The organism is Streptomyces sp. NPDC005202 (genome assembly GCF_040608235.1).
In the GTDB taxonomy this organism is placed as follows: domain Bacteria; phylum Actinomycetota; class Actinomycetes; order Streptomycetales; family Streptomycetaceae; genus Streptomyces.
This window is the reverse complement of record NZ_JBEXHW010000011.1, coordinates 92,630-108,393: the sequence shown is the minus strand read 5'-3', so window position 1 is coordinate 108,393 and position 15,764 is coordinate 92,630. Positions and strand designations below refer to the sequence as shown.

The following is a 15,764-nucleotide window of genomic DNA, read 5'->3' as shown; positions in this document are numbered from 1 at the left end:
TCAGAGGCGTACCCGCAGGTAGTAGAACCGTGTCGTCTGCACCGCGTTCTGGTTGTCGTCGCTGACCAGGAGCACCTTCAGGCGGCCCTTCGCGTCGTGGCCCGTGATCGTCATGCCCTCGATGTTGTCGAGGAGCGGGTTCGGCTGGGGCTGCTTGGCGGTGGCGCCGAGGGACGGGCAGGCGGCGATGTCGGCGAGGAGCGTCTTCTTGATCAGCCGTACGCCGGCCTGGCCGGTGAGGTTCTCGATGCCGCCGGTGTCGGTGGCGTGCCGCGGGTCGGCCAGGTAGAGGCGGACCGTGTTGCCGACGCCGGAGGTGAAACCGCGCTCCAGGACGAGCAGGCGGCCGTCGGGGGTCGCCTGGACCTCGGGGACGCCCAGGCCGGAGTCGGTGCGGTAGGCGTACTGGTGGGAGAGCGTGAAGTGCCCGCCCTTCGTCCTCTCCCACGTCTGGAAGCGCACGATGCCGGTCGCGTCGCCGGCGATCGCGTACTCCATCGACGCCAGCAGGGTGTGCCCGCCGGGCAGCAGGGTCAGGCCCTCGAAGGTCTGGTTCGAGGTGGCGCGGCCGGCCGGGGCGGTCTTCAGGGCGTCCGGCACGGGCAGGCGGTCGAGAATGCGGCCGTCGCGGGAGTAGCGGCGCACGGACGGCTCGGTCTCGGAGGTGACCAGTCGGGTGCCGTCGCGGTCGACGACCAGGCCCTCGGAGTCGAGGGCGGCACCGTTTTCGTCGGCGAGCTGGACGACGCCGGTCGGCCGCAGCGTCCTCGCGTCCAGACCGAACAGCGACGAGCGGTCGGAGAGCGCGGCGAGGGAACCGTCCCGGTCCACCGCGAGCGCGGAGAAGTTGCCGACGAAGGATCCCTGGTACGTCGTCTTGTCGAGCGCGTCGGAGAGGCGGTCGAGGTAGACGGACGGCGAACAGGCGTGAGACGCCGGGGAGTTGTCGGGGTGGGCACTGGCCGGCCCGGCGGCGAGACAGGTGGCCGCCGCCAGGCCGGCGGTGACGGTCGCGAGTACGGTCCTCAGGCGCATGAGCGCCACCGTAGTGCGCTCGGGTGACCGAGGGGAGACCGTCCCGTGAAACATCAGCCGTTCGACGGCACCGCCGGGAACGCCTCCTTGGGCGTGCTCGTCGGGGTGTAGCGCAGCGCGCTCGTCGTCGTGGGGACGAGGTCCTTGTGGATGGCCTTGGCGATGTTCTGGATGGTGGTCACGCCGTAGTTCATGGTGCTGTTGTCCTGGGTGAGCACCGTGATCATGTAGTCGTGGCCGGCGCCGTTGAAGGTGCCGACGCTGTGCACCCGCCAGCCGTGCGTGGCGCGCTGCAGCCAGCCGTTCTTGACGTGCACGGAGACGCCGGAGGGCGCGCCGGCCGGGGTGCCCCAGCGCTGCGAGGAGATGACCTTACCCATCAGCTTGAGGATGTACGCCCGGGAGTTGTCGCTCAGCACGGAGTTCTTGGCGGTGACGAGCCCGAGCAGCTTCTGCTCGTCGCGCACGGTGATCTGGGTCAGGCCCCAGTAGCCGTTCGCGCCCGGCTTGGTCTGGGTCATGCCGGCGGCGGTGAGGAGGCCCTTGATCTTCGTCAGGCCCAACTGCTTCCACAGCGTGCTGGTCGCCGAGTTGTCCGACTTGGTGATCATGGCCGTGGCGAGGCTCGTCTCACGGCTGGTCAGATAGCGGTTGTGCTTCTTCGCGTCCCACAGCAGGGTGGCGAGCACGGTGACCTTGACCACGCTGGCGGAGTCGTAGGCGGTGGTGGCGCGCAGCGAGCAGGTGGTCTTGGTGGAGCGGTCGTAGAGGCCGACCGCGACGGTGCCCTTGCGGCCCGCGAGGGCGGCGGTGATGTCCTTCTGCAGCTTGGTGGCCAGGCCCGCCGTGCCGGACGTACAGCTGACCGTCGCTGTCGTGGCGGCAGCGGGCGCGGCGGCCGCCACGAACGGTATGAGCATCCCGGCGCCGAGTCCTGCCGCGAGCAGGCGGGCCCGCCGGGATAACCGATGAGTCATGGAGGTTCCCCATCCCTTGAGCGAACGGGAGCGCGCCCCGGCGCACCCACCTCTCTTGACTCGCTGGAACAACGGATAGTTGCACTTGCGTTCGCTTGCCGCACGAGTGCCCCACAGGCCAAACACGCATCCCAGAACGGGAGTTCGGGTGGCCTCGGTGTTCGTAGCGGCACCCGGAGACGGGCATGAAGAAACCATGCCGAACAGCACACACAACGCTCATTACCGTGCCGGGCAGCTGCTCGCCGTCCTGTGGACGCTGCATCTCCTCGCCAACGGCAAGGGGACGCCGCCGAGACGGGCCGCACTCCTCAAGAAGGCGCAGCCGTGGAATTTCCTGAGAGAGGAGGATCCGCACGTGACGGAGAACCTCGTGACGAAACTCATGACGGCACGGAAGCGGGGCGGCGAACACTGGAGGCGGGCCGTCGAGGTCTTCGAGCAGATACCGGAGTTCCTTGTCCCCGGGGAGATGCCCCAGCACACCATGGGCCAGGGCGAGTGGACTGCCTTCGCCGACGGCTACGCGGACCAGTTCGGCAAGTACAAGGACGAGTTCGGCACGCTGTTGCCGTGACCCGGCCTCCCCCTGTGCCGTCGGTCCCGCGGTCAGCGACGCGGCAACCGTGCGCCCCGGCTCTCCGCGATGCGGTGCACGTAGGTCAGGGACTCACGCATACGGGCCAGCAGAAAACGGAGTTGGGCGTGGGTCGCCCGGGGGTCCGCCAGTAGGTCGGCCGGGTGGCCGAGGAGATCGGCTCGCGTACTCCGAAGGCGTGCAGGTGGGCAAGGTGCACGATTCCCCCACCGTGGTCACACGGCTCCAGGGCGCCTACGATCTGGCGCTGAGCGACGCTTTGCCTTTGAAGGAGTCGCTCGCCATGTTGAAGGCGATAGCGAAGGACCACGGACGCCGTGACTGAACGCATCATCCACGACAGCGGTTCACTGCACGGCTGGCGCAAGTCTTCCCACAGCGGCCCTGAGGGCGGCAGCTGCCTCGAAGTCCTCGACGGACACCCCCACGGCGTCCCCGTCCGCGACTCCAAGAACCCCCACGGCCCCGCCCTGCTCTTCCCGGCGGCGGGCTGGGCCGCGTTCGTCGCGGCCGTCAAGGACGGCGAGCTGTCCGGCTGACGCCGACCGGGACCGGCACGCGCGGCGGCCCCCCGACCGTCCCGTACGGTCGGGGGGCCGCCGCGGCCGTACGTCTCAGCCGAGGTGCGTCGGCGCGAACATCCGCAGGACGGCGGGCAGGACGACCACCGAAGGACCGGGAGTCGCCAGGGCCTTGGACAGGTCGGTCTCCAGAGTTTCCGGTGTCGTCCGCACGCCCGGAACACCGAACGACTCCGCCAGGGCCACGTAGTCCGGGCGGGTGAGCTCCGTCGCCGTGGCCTGGCCGAAGGCGTCGGTCATGTACTCGCGGAGGATGCCGTAGCCGCCGTCGTCGACGATCAGCCAGGTGACGTTGAGGTCGTACTGGCGGGCCGTCGCCAGCTCGGCGATCGAGTACAGGGCACCCCCGTCGCCGGACACCGCCAGCACCGGGCGGGTCGGGTCGGCGGCCGCCGCGCCGAGGGCCGCGGGGAAGCCGTAGCCGAGGCCGCCGGCGCCCTGGGCCGAGTGCATGGTGTTGGGGCCGTGGGCGTCGAAGGCCGACCAGGCCCAGTAGGCCAGGATCGTCATGTCCCAGAAGGACGGGGAGTCGCCGGGCAGCGCCCGGCGTACCGACGCCAGCACGTCCTGCTCCAGGGTGAGGTCCTGGGAGGCGATGCGCTCCGCGACGCGGGACAGCAGCGTGCGGACGCGCTCGGGAGCCGTCTCGTCCTGCCGCGGCTCCACCGTCTCCAGCAGCGCCTGCAACGCAAGCCGCGCGTCCGCGTGGATGCCGAGCGCCGGGTGGTTGGACTCCAGCTTGCCGAGGTCCGCCTCGATCTGGACGACGCGGCCGCGCGGCTTGAACGTGTGGTAGTTGGAGGAGAGTTCACCGAGGCCCGAGCCGACGACCAGGAGGACGTCCGCGTCCTCCAGGAAGTCCGTCGTGTGCCGGTCCTCCAGCCAGGACTGGAGGGACAGGGGGTGCTCCCAGGGGAAGGCGCCCTTGCCGCCGAAGGTGGTCACCACGGGCGCCTGGAGCTTCTCCGCCAGCGCGAGAAGCTTCCCGGACGCGTCCGCCCGGACCACTCCCCCGCCCGCGATGATCGCCGGGCGCGACGCCTTCGACAGCAACTCGGCGGCCACCGCGGTCAGTTCGGGGCGTGGAGCCAGATCCTCCGGCGTCGCGTCCAACGCCGTCACCACCGGCAGGTGCGTCTCGGCCAGCAGCACGTCCTGCGGGATCTCCACCCACACCGGGCCGTGCGGGACCGTCAGCGCCGACTTCCAAGCCGCCGCGATCGCCGACGGGATCTGGGACTGGGTGCGTACGGTGTGGACCGACTTGACCACGCCCCGGAACGAGGCCGCCTGGTCGGGCAGTTCGTGCAGGTAGCCGTGGCGGCCGCCGCCGAGCCCCGCCGTCGGGATCTGGCTGCTGATCGCCAGCACGGGGGCGCTCGCCGCGGCCGCCTCCTGGAGCGCGGCCAGCGACGTCAGCGCCCCCGGGCCCGTCGAGAGGAGCAGCGGGGCCGCCTCACCCGTGATCCGGCCGTAGGCGTCCGCCGCGAAGCCCGCGTTGTTCTCCACCCGCAGGCCCACGTAGCGCAGGTCCGAGCGGCGCAGCGCGTCGAACATGCCGAGGGCGTGCTGGCCGGGCAGGCCGAAGACGGTCGTCGCACCGAGCCCGGCCAGGGTCTCCACGACCAGGTCTCCGCCGTTGCGGCCGGGGGGAGGATTCAGCGCGGTTTCGGTCTGCGCCGCCGTCGGACGGAGTACCAGGTCGTGGTCGTGGGTCACTTGGTCTCGGTCTCCTCGGGAATCAGGAGTCGGCAATCAGGAGGTGCGGGCCGCCGCGATCTGGCGGGTCATGATGGTGGTGAGCTCGTACGCCGTGTGGGACGCGGCCACCGACGTGATCTCGGCGTGGTCGTACGCGGGCGCGACCTCGACGACGTCCGCCGACACCAGGTTGCAGGACGCCAGGCCGCGCAGGATCTCGAGGAGTTCGCGGGAGGTCATGCCGCCGGCCTCCGGGGTGCCGGTGCCGGGCGCGTGCGCCGGGTCGAGGCAGTCGATGTCGATGGAGATGTACAGCGGGCGGTCCCCGATGCGCTGGCGCAGCTGGTCGGCGACCTCGTCGGCGCCGCGGCGGTAGACGTCCGCCGAGGTGACGATGCCGAAGCCCATCTTCTCGTCGTCGGTGAGGTCCTGCTTGCCGTACAGCGGGCCGCGGGTGCCGACGTGGGAGAGCGCCTCGGTGTCGAGGATGCCCTCCTCCACCGCGCGGCGGAACGGGGTGCCGTGCGTGTACTCGGCGCCGAAGTAGGTGTCCCAGGTGTCGAGGTGGGCGTCGAAGTGGAGCAGCGCGACCGGGCCGTGCTTCTTGGCCACCGCGCGCAGCAGCGGCAGCGCGATGGTGTGGTCGCCGCCGAGGGTCACCAACCGGGCGCCGGTGCCGAGCAGTTCGTCGGCGGCGGCCTCGATGGTCTCCACGGCCTCGTCCATGTTGAACGGGTTCACGGCGATGTCACCGCCGTCCGCGACCTGGGCGAGCGCGAACGGGGAGGCGTCCTGCGCCGGGTTGTAGGGACGCAGCAGCCGGGACGCCTCGCGGATGGCGTTGCCGCCGAAGCGGGCGCCCGGCCGGTACGAGACGCCCGAGTCGAACGGCACACCCACCACCGCGACGTCGGCGCGACCGACCTCGTCGAGGCGGGGCAGCCGGGCGAAGGTCGCGGGACCGGCGTACCGCGGGATGCGGGAGGAGTCGACGGGGCCGCGGGGCGTCTCGTTGCTGCTCATGATGAAATGCCTTCTTTCTTGCGCTTCGCCGCGCATGTACTGCTTTCCATACGACTCTACTGGTGAGCCGGGACCGGTTCGGAGACGGGTTCGGGGGTCCGCCCGGCGAGGCGCTCGCGCCAGGCGGCGAGGACGGCCGCGTCGGTCGGCTTGGTCACCAGGGAGACGGCGACGTAGGCGACCAGGGAGGACAGCAGGCCGTAGTAGACGGGCTCGTTGGCGAGGATGCCGTAGGTCGCCATCAGGCCGAGGACGGCGAGGCCGCCGACGATCACGGAGGCGAGGGCGCCCTGGACGGTGCCGCGCCTCCACAGCAGGCCGCCGAGGATCGGGACGAGCAACCCGCCGACCAGCAGGTTGTACGCCACGGTCAGCGCCTCGACGACGTTGTTGAGCGCGATCGCGGTGCCGATCACCGCGAGGCCCATGATCAGGATGAACGCGCGGTTGCCCTTGACCTCGTCGTGCTGCTCGCCGGAGGGCCGGACGATGCCCCGCAGCCGCGACCAGATGTCGTTGTTGGCGACGGTCGCGCAGGCGATCAGCGCGCCGGAGGACGTCGACATCACGGCGGCCAGGGCTGCGGCGAGCACCAATCCGCGCACACCGACGGGGAGTTCGTCCTTGACGATGGTCGCGAAGGCGTCGTCGGCGCTGCCCAGGTTGGGGTAGAGCACCTTGGCGGCCGTGCCGATGACGGCACCGGCGAGGGCGTAGGCCAGACAGTAGGTGCCGGCGACCGTGCCGCCCCACTTGGCGGTCTTGTCGCTGCGGGCGGTGAAGACGCGCTGCCAGATGTCCTGCCCGATGAGCATGCCGAAGGTGTAGATCAGGACGTAGGTGAAGATCGTCTCGCCGCCGATGCCCAGCGGGTCGAAGTACGAGGTGGGCAGCTTGGCCTTCATCTCGCTGAAGCCGCCCGCCTTGACGACGGCGATGGGCAGCAGGAGCAGCAGCACGCCGATGGTCTTCACCACGAACTGCACCATGTCGGTCAGCGTGATGGACCACATACCGCCGAGGGTCGAGTACGCCACCACGATCGAGCCGCCGAGGATGATCGCCACGGTGCGGTTCAGGTCGAAGAGGACGTCGAAGATCGTGGCGTAGGCGATGGTGGAGGTCACCGCGAGCATGAGGGTGTACGCCCACATGACGACGCCGGAGATGACTCCCGCCCGGCCGCCGTAGCGCAGGTCGAGCATCTCGGAGACGGTGTAAACCTTCAGGCGGGCGATGCGGGCCGAGAAGAAGACCGACAGGGCCAGCAGGCCGAGGCCGATGGTGAACACCATCCACGCGCCGGAGAGGCCGTACTTGTAGCCGAGGCCGACGCCGCCAATGGTGGACGCGCCGCCGAGGACGATGGCCGCCATGGTGCCGGAGTACATCGCGGGCCCGAGGCGGCGGCCCGCCACCAAGAACTCGCTCTTGGACTTGGCGCGGCGCATGCCCCACCAGCCCATGGCCAGCATGCCGGCCAGATAGACGACGATCACTGTGTAGTCGACGGCCATGTGGGGCCCTCCTTCGCGCACTCTCGGTGGCGTGTCGTGCAGATGCGGGGAGACGGACGGCAGCGGCTCGCGGGGACATCCGCCCGTACCCGCGGCTGCCGGTTACGGACTGACACTAGGTGGCCGGAAAGCGACTGCGAAGTGTACGTTTCATCCATTCGAACGGAACGGGATGGAGGAAACGCACACCATGGCGGACGCCCCCGCACCAGCGGTCCCTCCCACGCCACCGGTACCGCTCTCGGCGCTCCTGGCCCGCGAGGACCTCGCCCTGCGGCAGATCGCGGGGCCGTCCGACCCCGGCATCGTGATCCACTGGGCGCACACCTCGGAGATGGCGGACCCCTATCCGTACCTGCTCGGCGGCGAGCTGCTGCTGACGGCGGGCGTGCACATCCCGGAGGCGGCGGACTCGGATGAGGGTGCCCCCGGTCGAGCGAAGTCGAGACTGGGGGAGTACTTCGACGACTACGTCTCCCGGATCGTGGCGGCGGGCGGCGCGGCCCTCGGCTTCGGCCTCGCGCCGGTGCACGACACGGTGCCACGCGCGCTGGTGGCCGCCTGCGACAGGCACGACCTCCCCCTTCTGGAGGTTCCCCCGCAGACCACCTTCTCGGGCGTGGCCCGCGCGGTCTGGCAGCTGATGGCCCAGGCGCGCTTGGCCGAGCTGCGCCGCACCACGGAAGCCCAGCAGAGCCTGACGGTCGCCGCCTCCCGCCCGGACCCGGTCCCCTCGGTCCTGCGCCAGCTGGCCCAGCGGCTGGCGGGCTGGGCGGTGCTGTACGGCCCCGACGGGGCGGAGATCGCGTCGGCGGGGCGGCGGCCGGGGGAGGAGGCCCAGGGGGCGCTGGCGGGACTGGCGGGGGTGGTACGGCCGACGGGTATTGGCAGCGCGCCGGGGACGGGCACGGCACCCGGGACGGGCAGCGCGCCGGGGACGAGCACGGCACCCGGGACGGGCAGAGCGCCGGGGACGGGCACGGCACCCGGGACGGGCAGAGCGCCGGGGACGGGCAGGGCGCCGGGGACGAGCCGGGAGCCGGGGACGAGCCGGGAGCCGGAGGGATCCGGCGCGGCGGTCCCGCCCCCGCCCCCGTCCCCCGACCGTCCGGTCCCGAGCCGCCTCGCCCCGTCCCCCGACCGTCCGGTCCCGAGCCGCCTCGCCCCCTCCTCCGCCACCGACACCGTCGCCGGCGCCCACCTCGCCGCCTACGCCCTGGGCACCGGGCAGGGCTTCGTGCTCGGCGTCGCCTCCCCGCAGCGCGAACCCGGGGACCACACCATCGCGTCCGTGGCCGCGGTGCTGCTGTCGCTGCTCACCGGCGAGCACCAGAGCGGCGCGGGAGCGGCGCGCTCCTCGGCGCTCGTACGACTGCTGCTCGGTGCCCCGCCCGAGGACGTCGCGCCGCTGCTCGGGGCCGACCGGTGGGTCGTCGTGCACGCCCGGCCGGACGCGCAGGCCCCGGACGCCGTGGCCGCCTCCGCGCTCGGCGCCGCCCTCGGGTCCGCGCTGGTGGACCTGGCGGACGGCGTCGTACGGGTCCTCGTCCCCGCCGGGCGCGAACCGTCCCCGCAGCCCGGCTGGACCCTCGGCGTCAGTGCCGCCGTCGCCCCGGGCGACTGGCCGGCCGCCGACACCCAGGCGGCCCGCGCCCTGGCCCGCGCCCGCGCCACCCGCACCGCCCTGGTCCGCCACGGCAGCCGCCCCGGCCTCGCCGACCTGGTCCCGGACGGCGAGGCCGAGGCCCACGCCCGCGCGCTCCTCGCCCCGATCACAACGGTCCCCGCACTCACCGAGACCCTGCGCACCTGGCTGTCCCTGCACGGCAGTTGGGACCGCACCGCGGTCGCCCTGTCCGTGCACCGCAACACCGTCCGCCAGCGCATCGCCCGCTGCGCGGCCCTCCTCGACGCCGACCTGGACGACCCCGACGTACGCATGGAACTGTGGTTCGCCCTGCGGCGGATCAGAGGGGCGTGACCCACGTCCCAGCGTTCGGGACGTCGGGGACGCACGCAGGCCGCTGCTTCACAATGGGGGGCATGCCGATATCCGGGACACCCAGCCGCGCCGACCTCGTCGACCACCTCGTGAAGACCCGTATCGCGGGGGACGTCGCCACGCCCCGCGAGAACAACCTCTCCCACTACCGCAAGCTGGCGAACGGCGACCGCAACTTCTGGCTCGGCCTGGAACTCGGCGACCGCTGGACCGACGAGCAGGACGTGCTCGCGGTGATGGCGGAACGGGTCGGCGTCAACGACGACCCGGAACACCGGTACGGCCAGGACACCATCGACCCCGAGCTGACCGTCGACGCTCTGGAGCGGCTGGCGGGCCGGCTGCGCAAGGCCGCCGACGGCGGCCAGCGGGTGCTGTTCGCCACCGGCCACCCCGGCGGCCTGCTCGACGTGCACCGCGCCACGGCCGCCGCGCTGCGCGCCGCCGGCTGCGAGATCGTCGTCATCCCGGACGGGCTGCAGACGGACGAGGGGTACGTCATGCAGTTCGCGGACGTGGCGGTGCTGGAGCACGGCGCCACGCTCTGGCACACGCACTCCGGCCAGCCGATGCGCGCCATCCTCACCGGCCTGGAGCGCGAGGGCCGCCCGCTGCCCGACCTGGTGGTCGCCGACCACGGCTGGGCCGGGTACGCCGGTCAGCACGGCGTCGACTCCGTCGGTTACGCCGACTGCAACGACCCGGCCCTCTTCCTCGCCGAGGCCGAGGGGACCCTCCAGGTGACGGTGCCGCTCGACGACCACGTGGTCAGCCCGCGGTACTACGACCCGATGACGGCGTACCTGCTGGAGCAGGCGGGCCTGGCGTAGGACGCGGCCGTCTCCTTCCGGATTCCGGATTCCTGGATACCGGATTCCTGGATACCGGATTCCTGGATACCGGATTCCTGGATACCGGCGATGGATGCGGGGGCGCGCTCGGCGCGGGCGAGCCCCCGGACGACGCCGACCGTGCCGTGGCGGCGGACGGCGAGGCGGCCCAGCAGCTCGACGACCGGCGCGGTCACGTGCTCGGGGAACTCCGGTGTCGGCAGCCCCGTACTGCACGCCAGGTCGTCGGCGTGGACGACGAGTTCGAGCAGCCGGGTGAGCAGGAAGTCGTCGAGCTCGAGGGACCACTCGCCCCAGGAGGAGATGCGGAGGGGGCGGACGGCGGGAGCGTCCGGTATCCGGGTGCGCAGGCGTTCGACCGCCTCCCGCACGCGCGCGAGCAGTGCCTCGTGGCCCTCGGACGCGGTGGCCTGCCCGCCCTGCCGGATCCGGATGCCGACGGCGCCGTCGGCACCGGCGTCGAGCCAGGTGACCCGCGGGAGGTAGTTCTCCCGCAGGGACACCACGGGCTCGGCGGGCACGGGCTGCGCGAGCAGCCCCGGAAGGGCGAGTTCCTGCCAGAAGGTGTGCCCGGCGAGCCCGCGCAGACTGAAGTCCTTCAGCCGCTGGGCTGGTTCCAGGCGGCGGCGACGGCAGGCTCGGCGACCAGGTCGGCGACCGTCTGCACCGCTTCCAGGAAGGCGCCCCGGATCCGCCCGCCGCGCCAGTTCCACGGCTCCTCGGTGAGTGTCATGTACTCATCCCACCGTGAGCGCCGCGACGACCTCAACCGCCTTTCCGGGGCGGCCCGGCCTCACCTGGGGACGCGGACCACGCCCTCCTGGATCACCGAGATGGCCAGCCGGCCGTCCTGCGTGTAGATACGGGCCTGGCCGAGGCCGCGGCCGCCGTGCGCCGACGGGGACTCCTGGTCGTACAGCAGCCACTCGTCGGCCCGGAACGGCCGGTGGAACCACATCGCGTGGTCCAGCGAGGCCCCGACGACGTCACCGACGGCCCAGCCGCCACGGCCGTGCGCGAGCAGGACCGAGTCGAGGAGCGTCATGTCGGAGACATAGGTGGCGAGGACGACGTGCAGCAGGGGCTCGTCGATCGCGCCTTCGAGCTTGCCGTTGGTGCGGAACCACACCTGGGAGTGCGGCTCGCGCGGCTCACCGAACCGCCCGAACGGTGGCTCGTCGACGTAGCGCAGGTCGACCGCCTCGCGGGCCTCCAGGAGCTTCTCCACCACCACGGGGTCGAGGTGGTCGTAGCCGCGCAGCCGCTCCTGGGAGGTGGGCAGCGTGGCCGGGTCCGGGGCGGACGGCATCGGGGCCTGGTGCTCCAGGCCGTCCTCGTGCGTCTGGAACGACGCCGAGAGGTGGAAGATCGGCTGCCCGTGCTGGACCGCGACCACCCGGCGGGTGGTGAACGAGCGGCCGTCGCGGATGCGGTCCACGGTGTAGACGATCGGGGCGCCGGGGTCGCCGGGGCGCAGGAAGTACGCGTGGAGGGAGTGGGCGTGCCGGTCCTCGGGGACCGTGCGCCCGGCGGCGACCAGCGCCTGGGCCGCGACCTGCCCGCCGAAGACGCGGGGGACAACGGCGGAGCGGGACTGGCCGCGGAAGATGTCCTGCTCGATCCGCTCCAGGTCGAGCAGATCGAGCAGCGACTGAAGTGCCTGACTCATACGTCAGTTGTATCCTGCACTGTTTTCGTGGACCTTACAGGCCCATGTCCTTGGCGATGATCGTCTTCATGATCTCGCTGGTGCCGCCGTAGATGCGGTTGACGCGGTTGTCCGCGTACAGGCGGGCGATCGGGTACTCGTTCATGTAGCCGTAGCCGCCGTGCAGCTGGAGGCAGCGGTCGATGACGCGGTGGGCGACCTCGGTGCAGAACAGCTTGGCGCTGGCGGCCTCGGCGGGGGTCAGCTCGCCGGCGTCGAGGGCTTCGAGCGCACGGTCGGCGACGGCCTGCGCCGCGTCCACCTCGGCCTGGCAGGCGGCCAGTTCGAACTTGGTGTTCTGGAAGTGGGCGACCGGCTTGCCGAAGACGGTGCGCTCCTGGACGTACTGCTTGGCGAACCGGACGGCGGCCTTGGCCTGCGCGTAGGCGCCGAAGGCGATGCCCCAGCGCTCGGAGGGCAGGTTGGCACCCAGGTAGTAGAAGCCCTTGTTCTCCTCGCCGAGCAGGTCCTCGACCGGGACCTTGACGTCGACGAAGGCCAGCTCGGCGGTGTCGGAGACCTTCAGGCCGAGCTTGTCGAGCTTGCGGCCGACGGAGTAGCCCTCGGACTTGGTGTCCACGGCGAAGAGGGAGATGCCGTAGCGGCGGTCCTCGGCGGTGGGCGGGGCGGTGCGGGCGCAGACGATGACCTTGTCGGCGTGGACGCCACCCGTGATGAAGGTCTTGGCGCCGTTGAGGACGTAGTGCGTGCCGTCCTCGGAGAGCTTGGCGGTGGTCTTCATGCCCGCGAGGTCGGAGCCGGTACCCGGCTCGGTCATCGCGATGGCCCACATCTCCTCGCCGGAGACGAACTTCGGAAGGAAGCGCTTCTTCTGCTCGTCGGTCGCGAGCATCTTGATGTACGGCAGGGCGAGCAGGACGTGCACGCCGGAGCCGCCGAAGGTGACGCCGGCGCGGGCGGTCTCCTCGTACTGGATGGCCTCGAACTTGTGCGTCTCCAGGCCGGCACCGCCGAACTCCTCGGGGACGTTGATACCGAAGAGACCGAGCTCGGCGAGCTTGTAGTAGAACTCGCGCGGGGCCTGGCCGGCGGCGAACCACTCGTCGTACACCGGGACGACCTCGGCCTCGATGAAGGCGCGCAAGGTCTCCCGGAACGCCTCGTGATCCTCGTTGAACACCGTACGGCGCACGCCGCCACCTCCACGTACCTCAGCATGTCTAAGCGCTTGCTCATGCCAACGTACCGGCGAGTACGCAAGGGCGTCCAGAGGAGGGGCCGTAACGCTCGTCACCCTCCCGGCCCACCCACCCACCCGAGTCGACCGGTTGAAAGGCGGGGCTATTGCTCCCGGGCGGCTCTCAAGTGACCGTGGGGACCGCCTCCAACAGACGCCCACACCAGCCGACCCCCACCACCCCCCACGCCCCACGCCCCACGCCCACCCAACCAGCCCCCACTCCCCCTCGGCTCACTCCCCTCCGGCCGCCGCGAATGCCCCCTTCGCCATCCGGTGCAGCAACGCCGCCGTCGCGTCCCTCCCCGGCAGCGAGCCCCGTCGGCCCAGGTGCGGGGTGGAGTTCAGCAGCCCGAAGACCGAGTGGACCGCCGAGCGGGCGGCCGGCTCGGCCAGCTGTGGGTAGACCTTGCGCAGCACCTCCACCCACAGCTCGACGTACTGCCGCTGGAGCTGTCGTACGAGCTTGCGGTCGCTGTCCCGGAGGCGGTCCAGCTCACGGTCGTGCAAGGTGATCAGGGGGCGGTCGTCGAGCGCGAAGTCGATGTGCCCCTCGATGAGCGAGTCGAGGACCGCCTCGGGGGCCACCCCGTCGGCCTCCTTCAGGCGCTGCTTGGCGCCGGTCAGCAGCTGGCCGCTGATGCCCACCAGCAGCTCCGCGAGCATCGCGTCCTTGCCCGCGAAGTGCCGGTACAGACCCGGTCCGCTGATGCCGACCGCGGCGCCTATCTCGTCGACCCCGACGCCGTGGAAGCCGCGTTCGGCGAAGAGCCGGGCGGCTTCCTTGAGGATCTGTTCGCGGCGGGTGGGGGCGTCGGTTCGCATGGCCATGCAAGCAATTCTAGACAGGGAGGTTAGCGCTCGTTAACCTGAAGAAAATGCGTTAACGCTCATTAACAGTCGACCACATCGACCACATCGACCACTGGGTGAGGGGACCGCAAGGATGCACGAGGCACCGGAGCTGACGAGCGCGGCCGACCCCGCGTCGGAGGCCTGGCGAGCCAACGAAGAGGCACACCGGGCGCTCGTCGAAGAGCTGCGCGGCAAGCTCGCCGCGGCCCGGCTCGGCGGCGGCGAGAAGGCGCGCGCCCGGCACACCGCGCGCGGCAAGCTGCTGCCCCGCGACCGCGTCGACACGCTGCTCGACCCCGGCTCGCCCTTCCTCGAACTGGCGCCGCTCGCCGCCGACGGGATGTACGACGGGCAGGCCCCTGCCGCCGGGGTCATCGCCGGGATCGGGCGGGTCAGCGGCCGTGAGTGCGTGATCGTCGCCAATGACGCCACCGTCAAGGGCGGGACCTACTACCCGATGACAGTGAAGAAGCATCTGCGGGCCCAGGAGGTGGCCCTGGAGAATCGCCTCCCCTGTCTCTACCTCGTCGACTCCGGCGGGGCCTTCCTGCCCATGCAGGACGAGGTGTTCCCGGACCGGGACCACTTCGGGCGGATCTTCTACAACCAGGCCCGCATGTCCGGCGCCGGGATCCCGCAGATCGCCGCCGTGCTCGGGTCCTGCACGGCCGGCGGTGCCTATGTCCCGGCCATGAGCGACGAGGCGGTGATCGTGCGCAACCAGGGCACGATTTTCCTCGGCGGGCCCCCGCTCGTGAAGGCGGCCACGGGTGAGGTCGTGACCGCGGAGGAGCTCGGCGGGGGCGAGGTCCACGCGCGTGTGTCGGGCGTGACCGACCACCTCGCGGAGGACGACGCCCACGCCCTTCGGATCGTGCGGAACATCGTCTCCACCCTTCCCGCTCGCGGCCCCCTCCCCTGGGAGGTCCAGCCCGCCGTCGAGCCGAAGGTCGACCCCTACGGCCTCTACGGCGCCGTACCCGTCGATCCCCGCACCCCCTACGACGTCCGCGAGATCATCGCGCGCGTGGTCGACGGCTCCCGTTTCGCCGAGTTCAAGGCCGAGTTCGGGCAGACCCTCGTCACCGGCTTCGCCCGCATCCACGGCCACCCGGTCGGGATCGTCGCCAACAACGGCATCCTGTTCTCCGAGTCCGCCCAGAAGGGCGCGCACTTCATCGAGCTGTGCGACCAGCGCGGGATCCCGCTGGTGTTCCTGCAGAACATCTCCGGCTTCATGGTCGGCAGGGACTACGAGGCGGGCGGCATCGCCAAGCACGGCGCCAAGATGGTGACGGCCGTCGCCTGCACGCGCGTACCGAAGCTGACGGTCGTCGTCGGCGGGTCCTACGGCGCGGGGAACTACTCCATGTGCGGCCGGGCCTACTCCCCCCGCTTCCTGTGGATGTGGCCGGGCGCCAAGATCTCCGTCATGGGCGGCGAGCAGGCCGCCTCCGTCCTCGCCACCGTCAAGCGGGACCAGCTGGAGGCCCGGGGCGAGGACTGGCCGGTCGAGGAGGAGGAAGCCTTCAAGGCACCCATCCGCGCCCAGTACGAGCGCCAGGGCAACGCCTACTACGCCACCGCCCGCCTCTGGGACGACGGCGTGATCGACCCGCTGGAGACCCGTCAGGTGCTGGGCCTTGCCCTGACCGCGTGCGCCAACGCCCCGCTGGGTGAGCCCCAGTTCGGCGTGTTCCGGATGTGAGGGGGGACCT

15 protein-coding genes and 1 pseudogene are annotated in these 15,764 nt (G+C 71.4%); 6 read left to right on the top strand and 10 right to left on the bottom strand.

Going from position 1 to position 15,764, the window contains the following annotated elements:
- Both ABZV31_RS18705 and ABZV31_RS18700 read right to left on the bottom strand, forming a co-directional pair.
- Complete coding sequence (locus tag ABZV31_RS18705; RefSeq protein WP_355894841.1) at positions 1–1,035, bottom strand: esterase-like activity of phytase family protein; 1,035 nt, start codon at positions 1,033–1,035, stop codon at positions 1–3.
- Between the two features lie 53 nt (positions 1,036–1,088).
- Positions 1,089–2,012: a serine hydrolase gene (locus ABZV31_RS18700; protein ID WP_355894838.1), complete on the bottom strand. Its 924-nt coding sequence runs from the start codon at positions 2,010–2,012 to the stop codon at positions 1,089–1,091.
- A gap of 196 nt (positions 2,013–2,208) precedes the next feature.
- Here ABZV31_RS18700 and ABZV31_RS18695 point away from each other — a divergent pair, with 196 nt between their 5' ends.
- The 3 genes and pseudogenes from ABZV31_RS18695 to ABZV31_RS18685 all read left to right on the top strand — a co-directional run bounded on the left by ABZV31_RS18695 (position 2,209) and on the right by ABZV31_RS18685 (position 3,149).
- The gene (locus tag ABZV31_RS18695) at positions 2,209–2,589 is read left to right on the top strand and encodes a hypothetical protein (protein WP_355894835.1); all 381 of its coding nucleotides are present in this window, start codon (positions 2,209–2,211) and stop codon (positions 2,587–2,589) included.
- A 184-nt stretch (positions 2,590–2,773) separates the two neighbouring features.
- A pseudogene (locus ABZV31_RS18690) lies at positions 2,774–2,935 on the top strand (transcriptional regulator); the annotation flags it as partial.
- Positions 2,928–3,149 (top strand): DUF397 domain-containing protein, encoded by a 222-nt coding sequence (locus ABZV31_RS18685; protein WP_355894832.1) that lies wholly within the window; start codon positions 2,928–2,930, stop codon positions 3,147–3,149. The pseudogene ABZV31_RS18690 and the gene ABZV31_RS18685, both read left to right, overlap by 8 nt.
- A 75-nt stretch (positions 3,150–3,224) precedes the next feature.
- Here the strand turns inward: ABZV31_RS18685 and ABZV31_RS18680 are convergent, their stop codons facing one another.
- Genes ABZV31_RS18680 through ABZV31_RS18670 form a run of 3 tightly spaced genes read right to left on the bottom strand, consistent with a single transcriptional unit; the run spans position 3,225 to position 7,432 of the window.
- The gene (locus ABZV31_RS18680) at positions 3,225–4,910 is read right to left on the bottom strand and encodes a thiamine pyrophosphate-binding protein (RefSeq protein ID WP_355894829.1); all 1,686 of its coding nucleotides are present in this window, start codon (positions 4,908–4,910) and stop codon (positions 3,225–3,227) included.
- Between the two features lie 36 nt (positions 4,911–4,946).
- Complete coding sequence (gene speB / locus ABZV31_RS18675) at positions 4,947–5,915, bottom strand: agmatinase (protein WP_355894827.1); 969 nt, start codon at positions 5,913–5,915, stop codon at positions 4,947–4,949.
- 56 nt (positions 5,916–5,971) lie between these two features.
- Entirely contained in the window at positions 5,972–7,432 is a 1,461-nt protein-coding gene (locus ABZV31_RS18670; RefSeq protein ID WP_355894825.1) for a sodium:solute symporter, read from the bottom strand.
- A gap of 190 nt (positions 7,433–7,622) precedes the next feature.
- On the opposite strand from ABZV31_RS18670, the gene ABZV31_RS18665 reads away from it, so the two are divergent.
- A complete protein-coding gene (locus ABZV31_RS18665; protein WP_355894822.1) occupies positions 7,623–9,413 on the top strand; it encodes a helix-turn-helix domain-containing protein in 1,791 nt (596 codons plus the stop codon).
- Between the two features lie 62 nt (positions 9,414–9,475).
- Positions 9,476–10,264 (top strand): phosphatase, encoded by a 789-nt coding sequence (locus tag ABZV31_RS18660; protein ID WP_355894821.1) that lies wholly within the window; start codon positions 9,476–9,478, stop codon positions 10,262–10,264.
- On the opposite strand, the gene ABZV31_RS18655 is transcribed toward ABZV31_RS18660, so the two are convergent.
- From ABZV31_RS18655 to ABZV31_RS18635, 5 genes are all read right to left on the bottom strand, one after another.
- The gene (locus ABZV31_RS18655) at positions 10,216–10,872 is read right to left on the bottom strand and encodes a maleylpyruvate isomerase N-terminal domain-containing protein (protein WP_355895039.1); all 657 of its coding nucleotides are present in this window, start codon (positions 10,870–10,872) and stop codon (positions 10,216–10,218) included. The genes ABZV31_RS18660 and ABZV31_RS18655 overlap by 49 nt on opposite strands.
- Before the next feature lie 11 nt (positions 10,873–10,883).
- Positions 10,884–11,018 (bottom strand): hypothetical protein, encoded by a 135-nt coding sequence (locus ABZV31_RS18650; protein ID WP_355895045.1) that lies wholly within the window; start codon positions 11,016–11,018, stop codon positions 10,884–10,886.
- A gap of 60 nt (positions 11,019–11,078) precedes the next feature.
- A complete protein-coding gene (locus tag ABZV31_RS18645; protein WP_355894818.1) occupies positions 11,079–11,954 on the bottom strand; it encodes an acyl-CoA thioesterase II in 876 nt (291 codons plus the stop codon).
- A 34-nt stretch (positions 11,955–11,988) separates the two neighbouring features.
- A complete protein-coding gene (locus ABZV31_RS18640) occupies positions 11,989–13,146 on the bottom strand; it encodes an acyl-CoA dehydrogenase family protein (RefSeq protein WP_355894815.1) in 1,158 nt (385 codons plus the stop codon).
- 279 nt (positions 13,147–13,425) lie between these two features.
- Entirely contained in the window at positions 13,426–14,022 is a 597-nt protein-coding gene (locus ABZV31_RS18635) for a TetR/AcrR family transcriptional regulator (protein WP_355894812.1), read from the bottom strand.
- Between the two features lie 115 nt (positions 14,023–14,137).
- Here ABZV31_RS18635 and ABZV31_RS18630 point away from each other — a divergent pair, with 115 nt between their 5' ends.
- Positions 14,138–15,754 carry a carboxyl transferase domain-containing protein gene (locus tag ABZV31_RS18630; RefSeq protein ID WP_355894809.1) on the top strand — a complete coding sequence of 539 codons (1,617 nt, stop codon included), beginning with the start codon at positions 14,138–14,140 and terminating at the stop codon, positions 15,752–15,754.
- Positions 15,755–15,764 lie beyond the last annotated feature (10 nt).

What these genes read in the sequence shown, in the direction of transcription:
- ABZV31_RS18705 (WP_355894841.1), bottom strand. Translation starts at nt 1,035, where the DNA reads ATGCGCCTGAGGACCGTACTCGCGACCGTCACCGCCGGCCTGGCGGCG.
- ABZV31_RS18700 (WP_355894838.1), bottom strand. Translation starts at nt 2,012, where the DNA reads ATGACTCATCGGTTATCCCGGCGGGCCCGCCTGCTCGCGGCAGGACTC.
- ABZV31_RS18695 (WP_355894835.1), top strand. Translation starts at nt 2,209, where the DNA reads ATGCCGAACAGCACACACAACGCTCATTACCGTGCCGGGCAGCTGCTC.
- speB (WP_355894827.1), bottom strand. Translation starts at nt 5,915, where the DNA reads ATGAGCAGCAACGAGACGCCCCGCGGCCCCGTCGACTCCTCCCGCATC.
- ABZV31_RS18670 (WP_355894825.1), bottom strand. Translation starts at nt 7,432, where the DNA reads ATGGCCGTCGACTACACAGTGATCGTCGTCTATCTGGCCGGCATGCTG.
- ABZV31_RS18665 (WP_355894822.1), top strand. Translation starts at nt 7,623, where the DNA reads ATGGCGGACGCCCCCGCACCAGCGGTCCCTCCCACGCCACCGGTACCG.
- ABZV31_RS18660 (WP_355894821.1), top strand. Translation starts at nt 9,476, where the DNA reads ATGCCGATATCCGGGACACCCAGCCGCGCCGACCTCGTCGACCACCTC.
- ABZV31_RS18650 (WP_355895045.1), bottom strand. Translation starts at nt 11,018, where the DNA reads ATGACACTCACCGAGGAGCCGTGGAACTGGCGCGGCGGGCGGATCCGG.
- ABZV31_RS18645 (WP_355894818.1), bottom strand. Translation starts at nt 11,954, where the DNA reads ATGAGTCAGGCACTTCAGTCGCTGCTCGATCTGCTCGACCTGGAGCGG.
- ABZV31_RS18635 (WP_355894812.1), bottom strand. Translation starts at nt 14,022, where the DNA reads ATGGCCATGCGAACCGACGCCCCCACCCGCCGCGAACAGATCCTCAAG.
- ABZV31_RS18630 (WP_355894809.1), top strand. Translation starts at nt 14,138, where the DNA reads ATGCACGAGGCACCGGAGCTGACGAGCGCGGCCGACCCCGCGTCGGAG.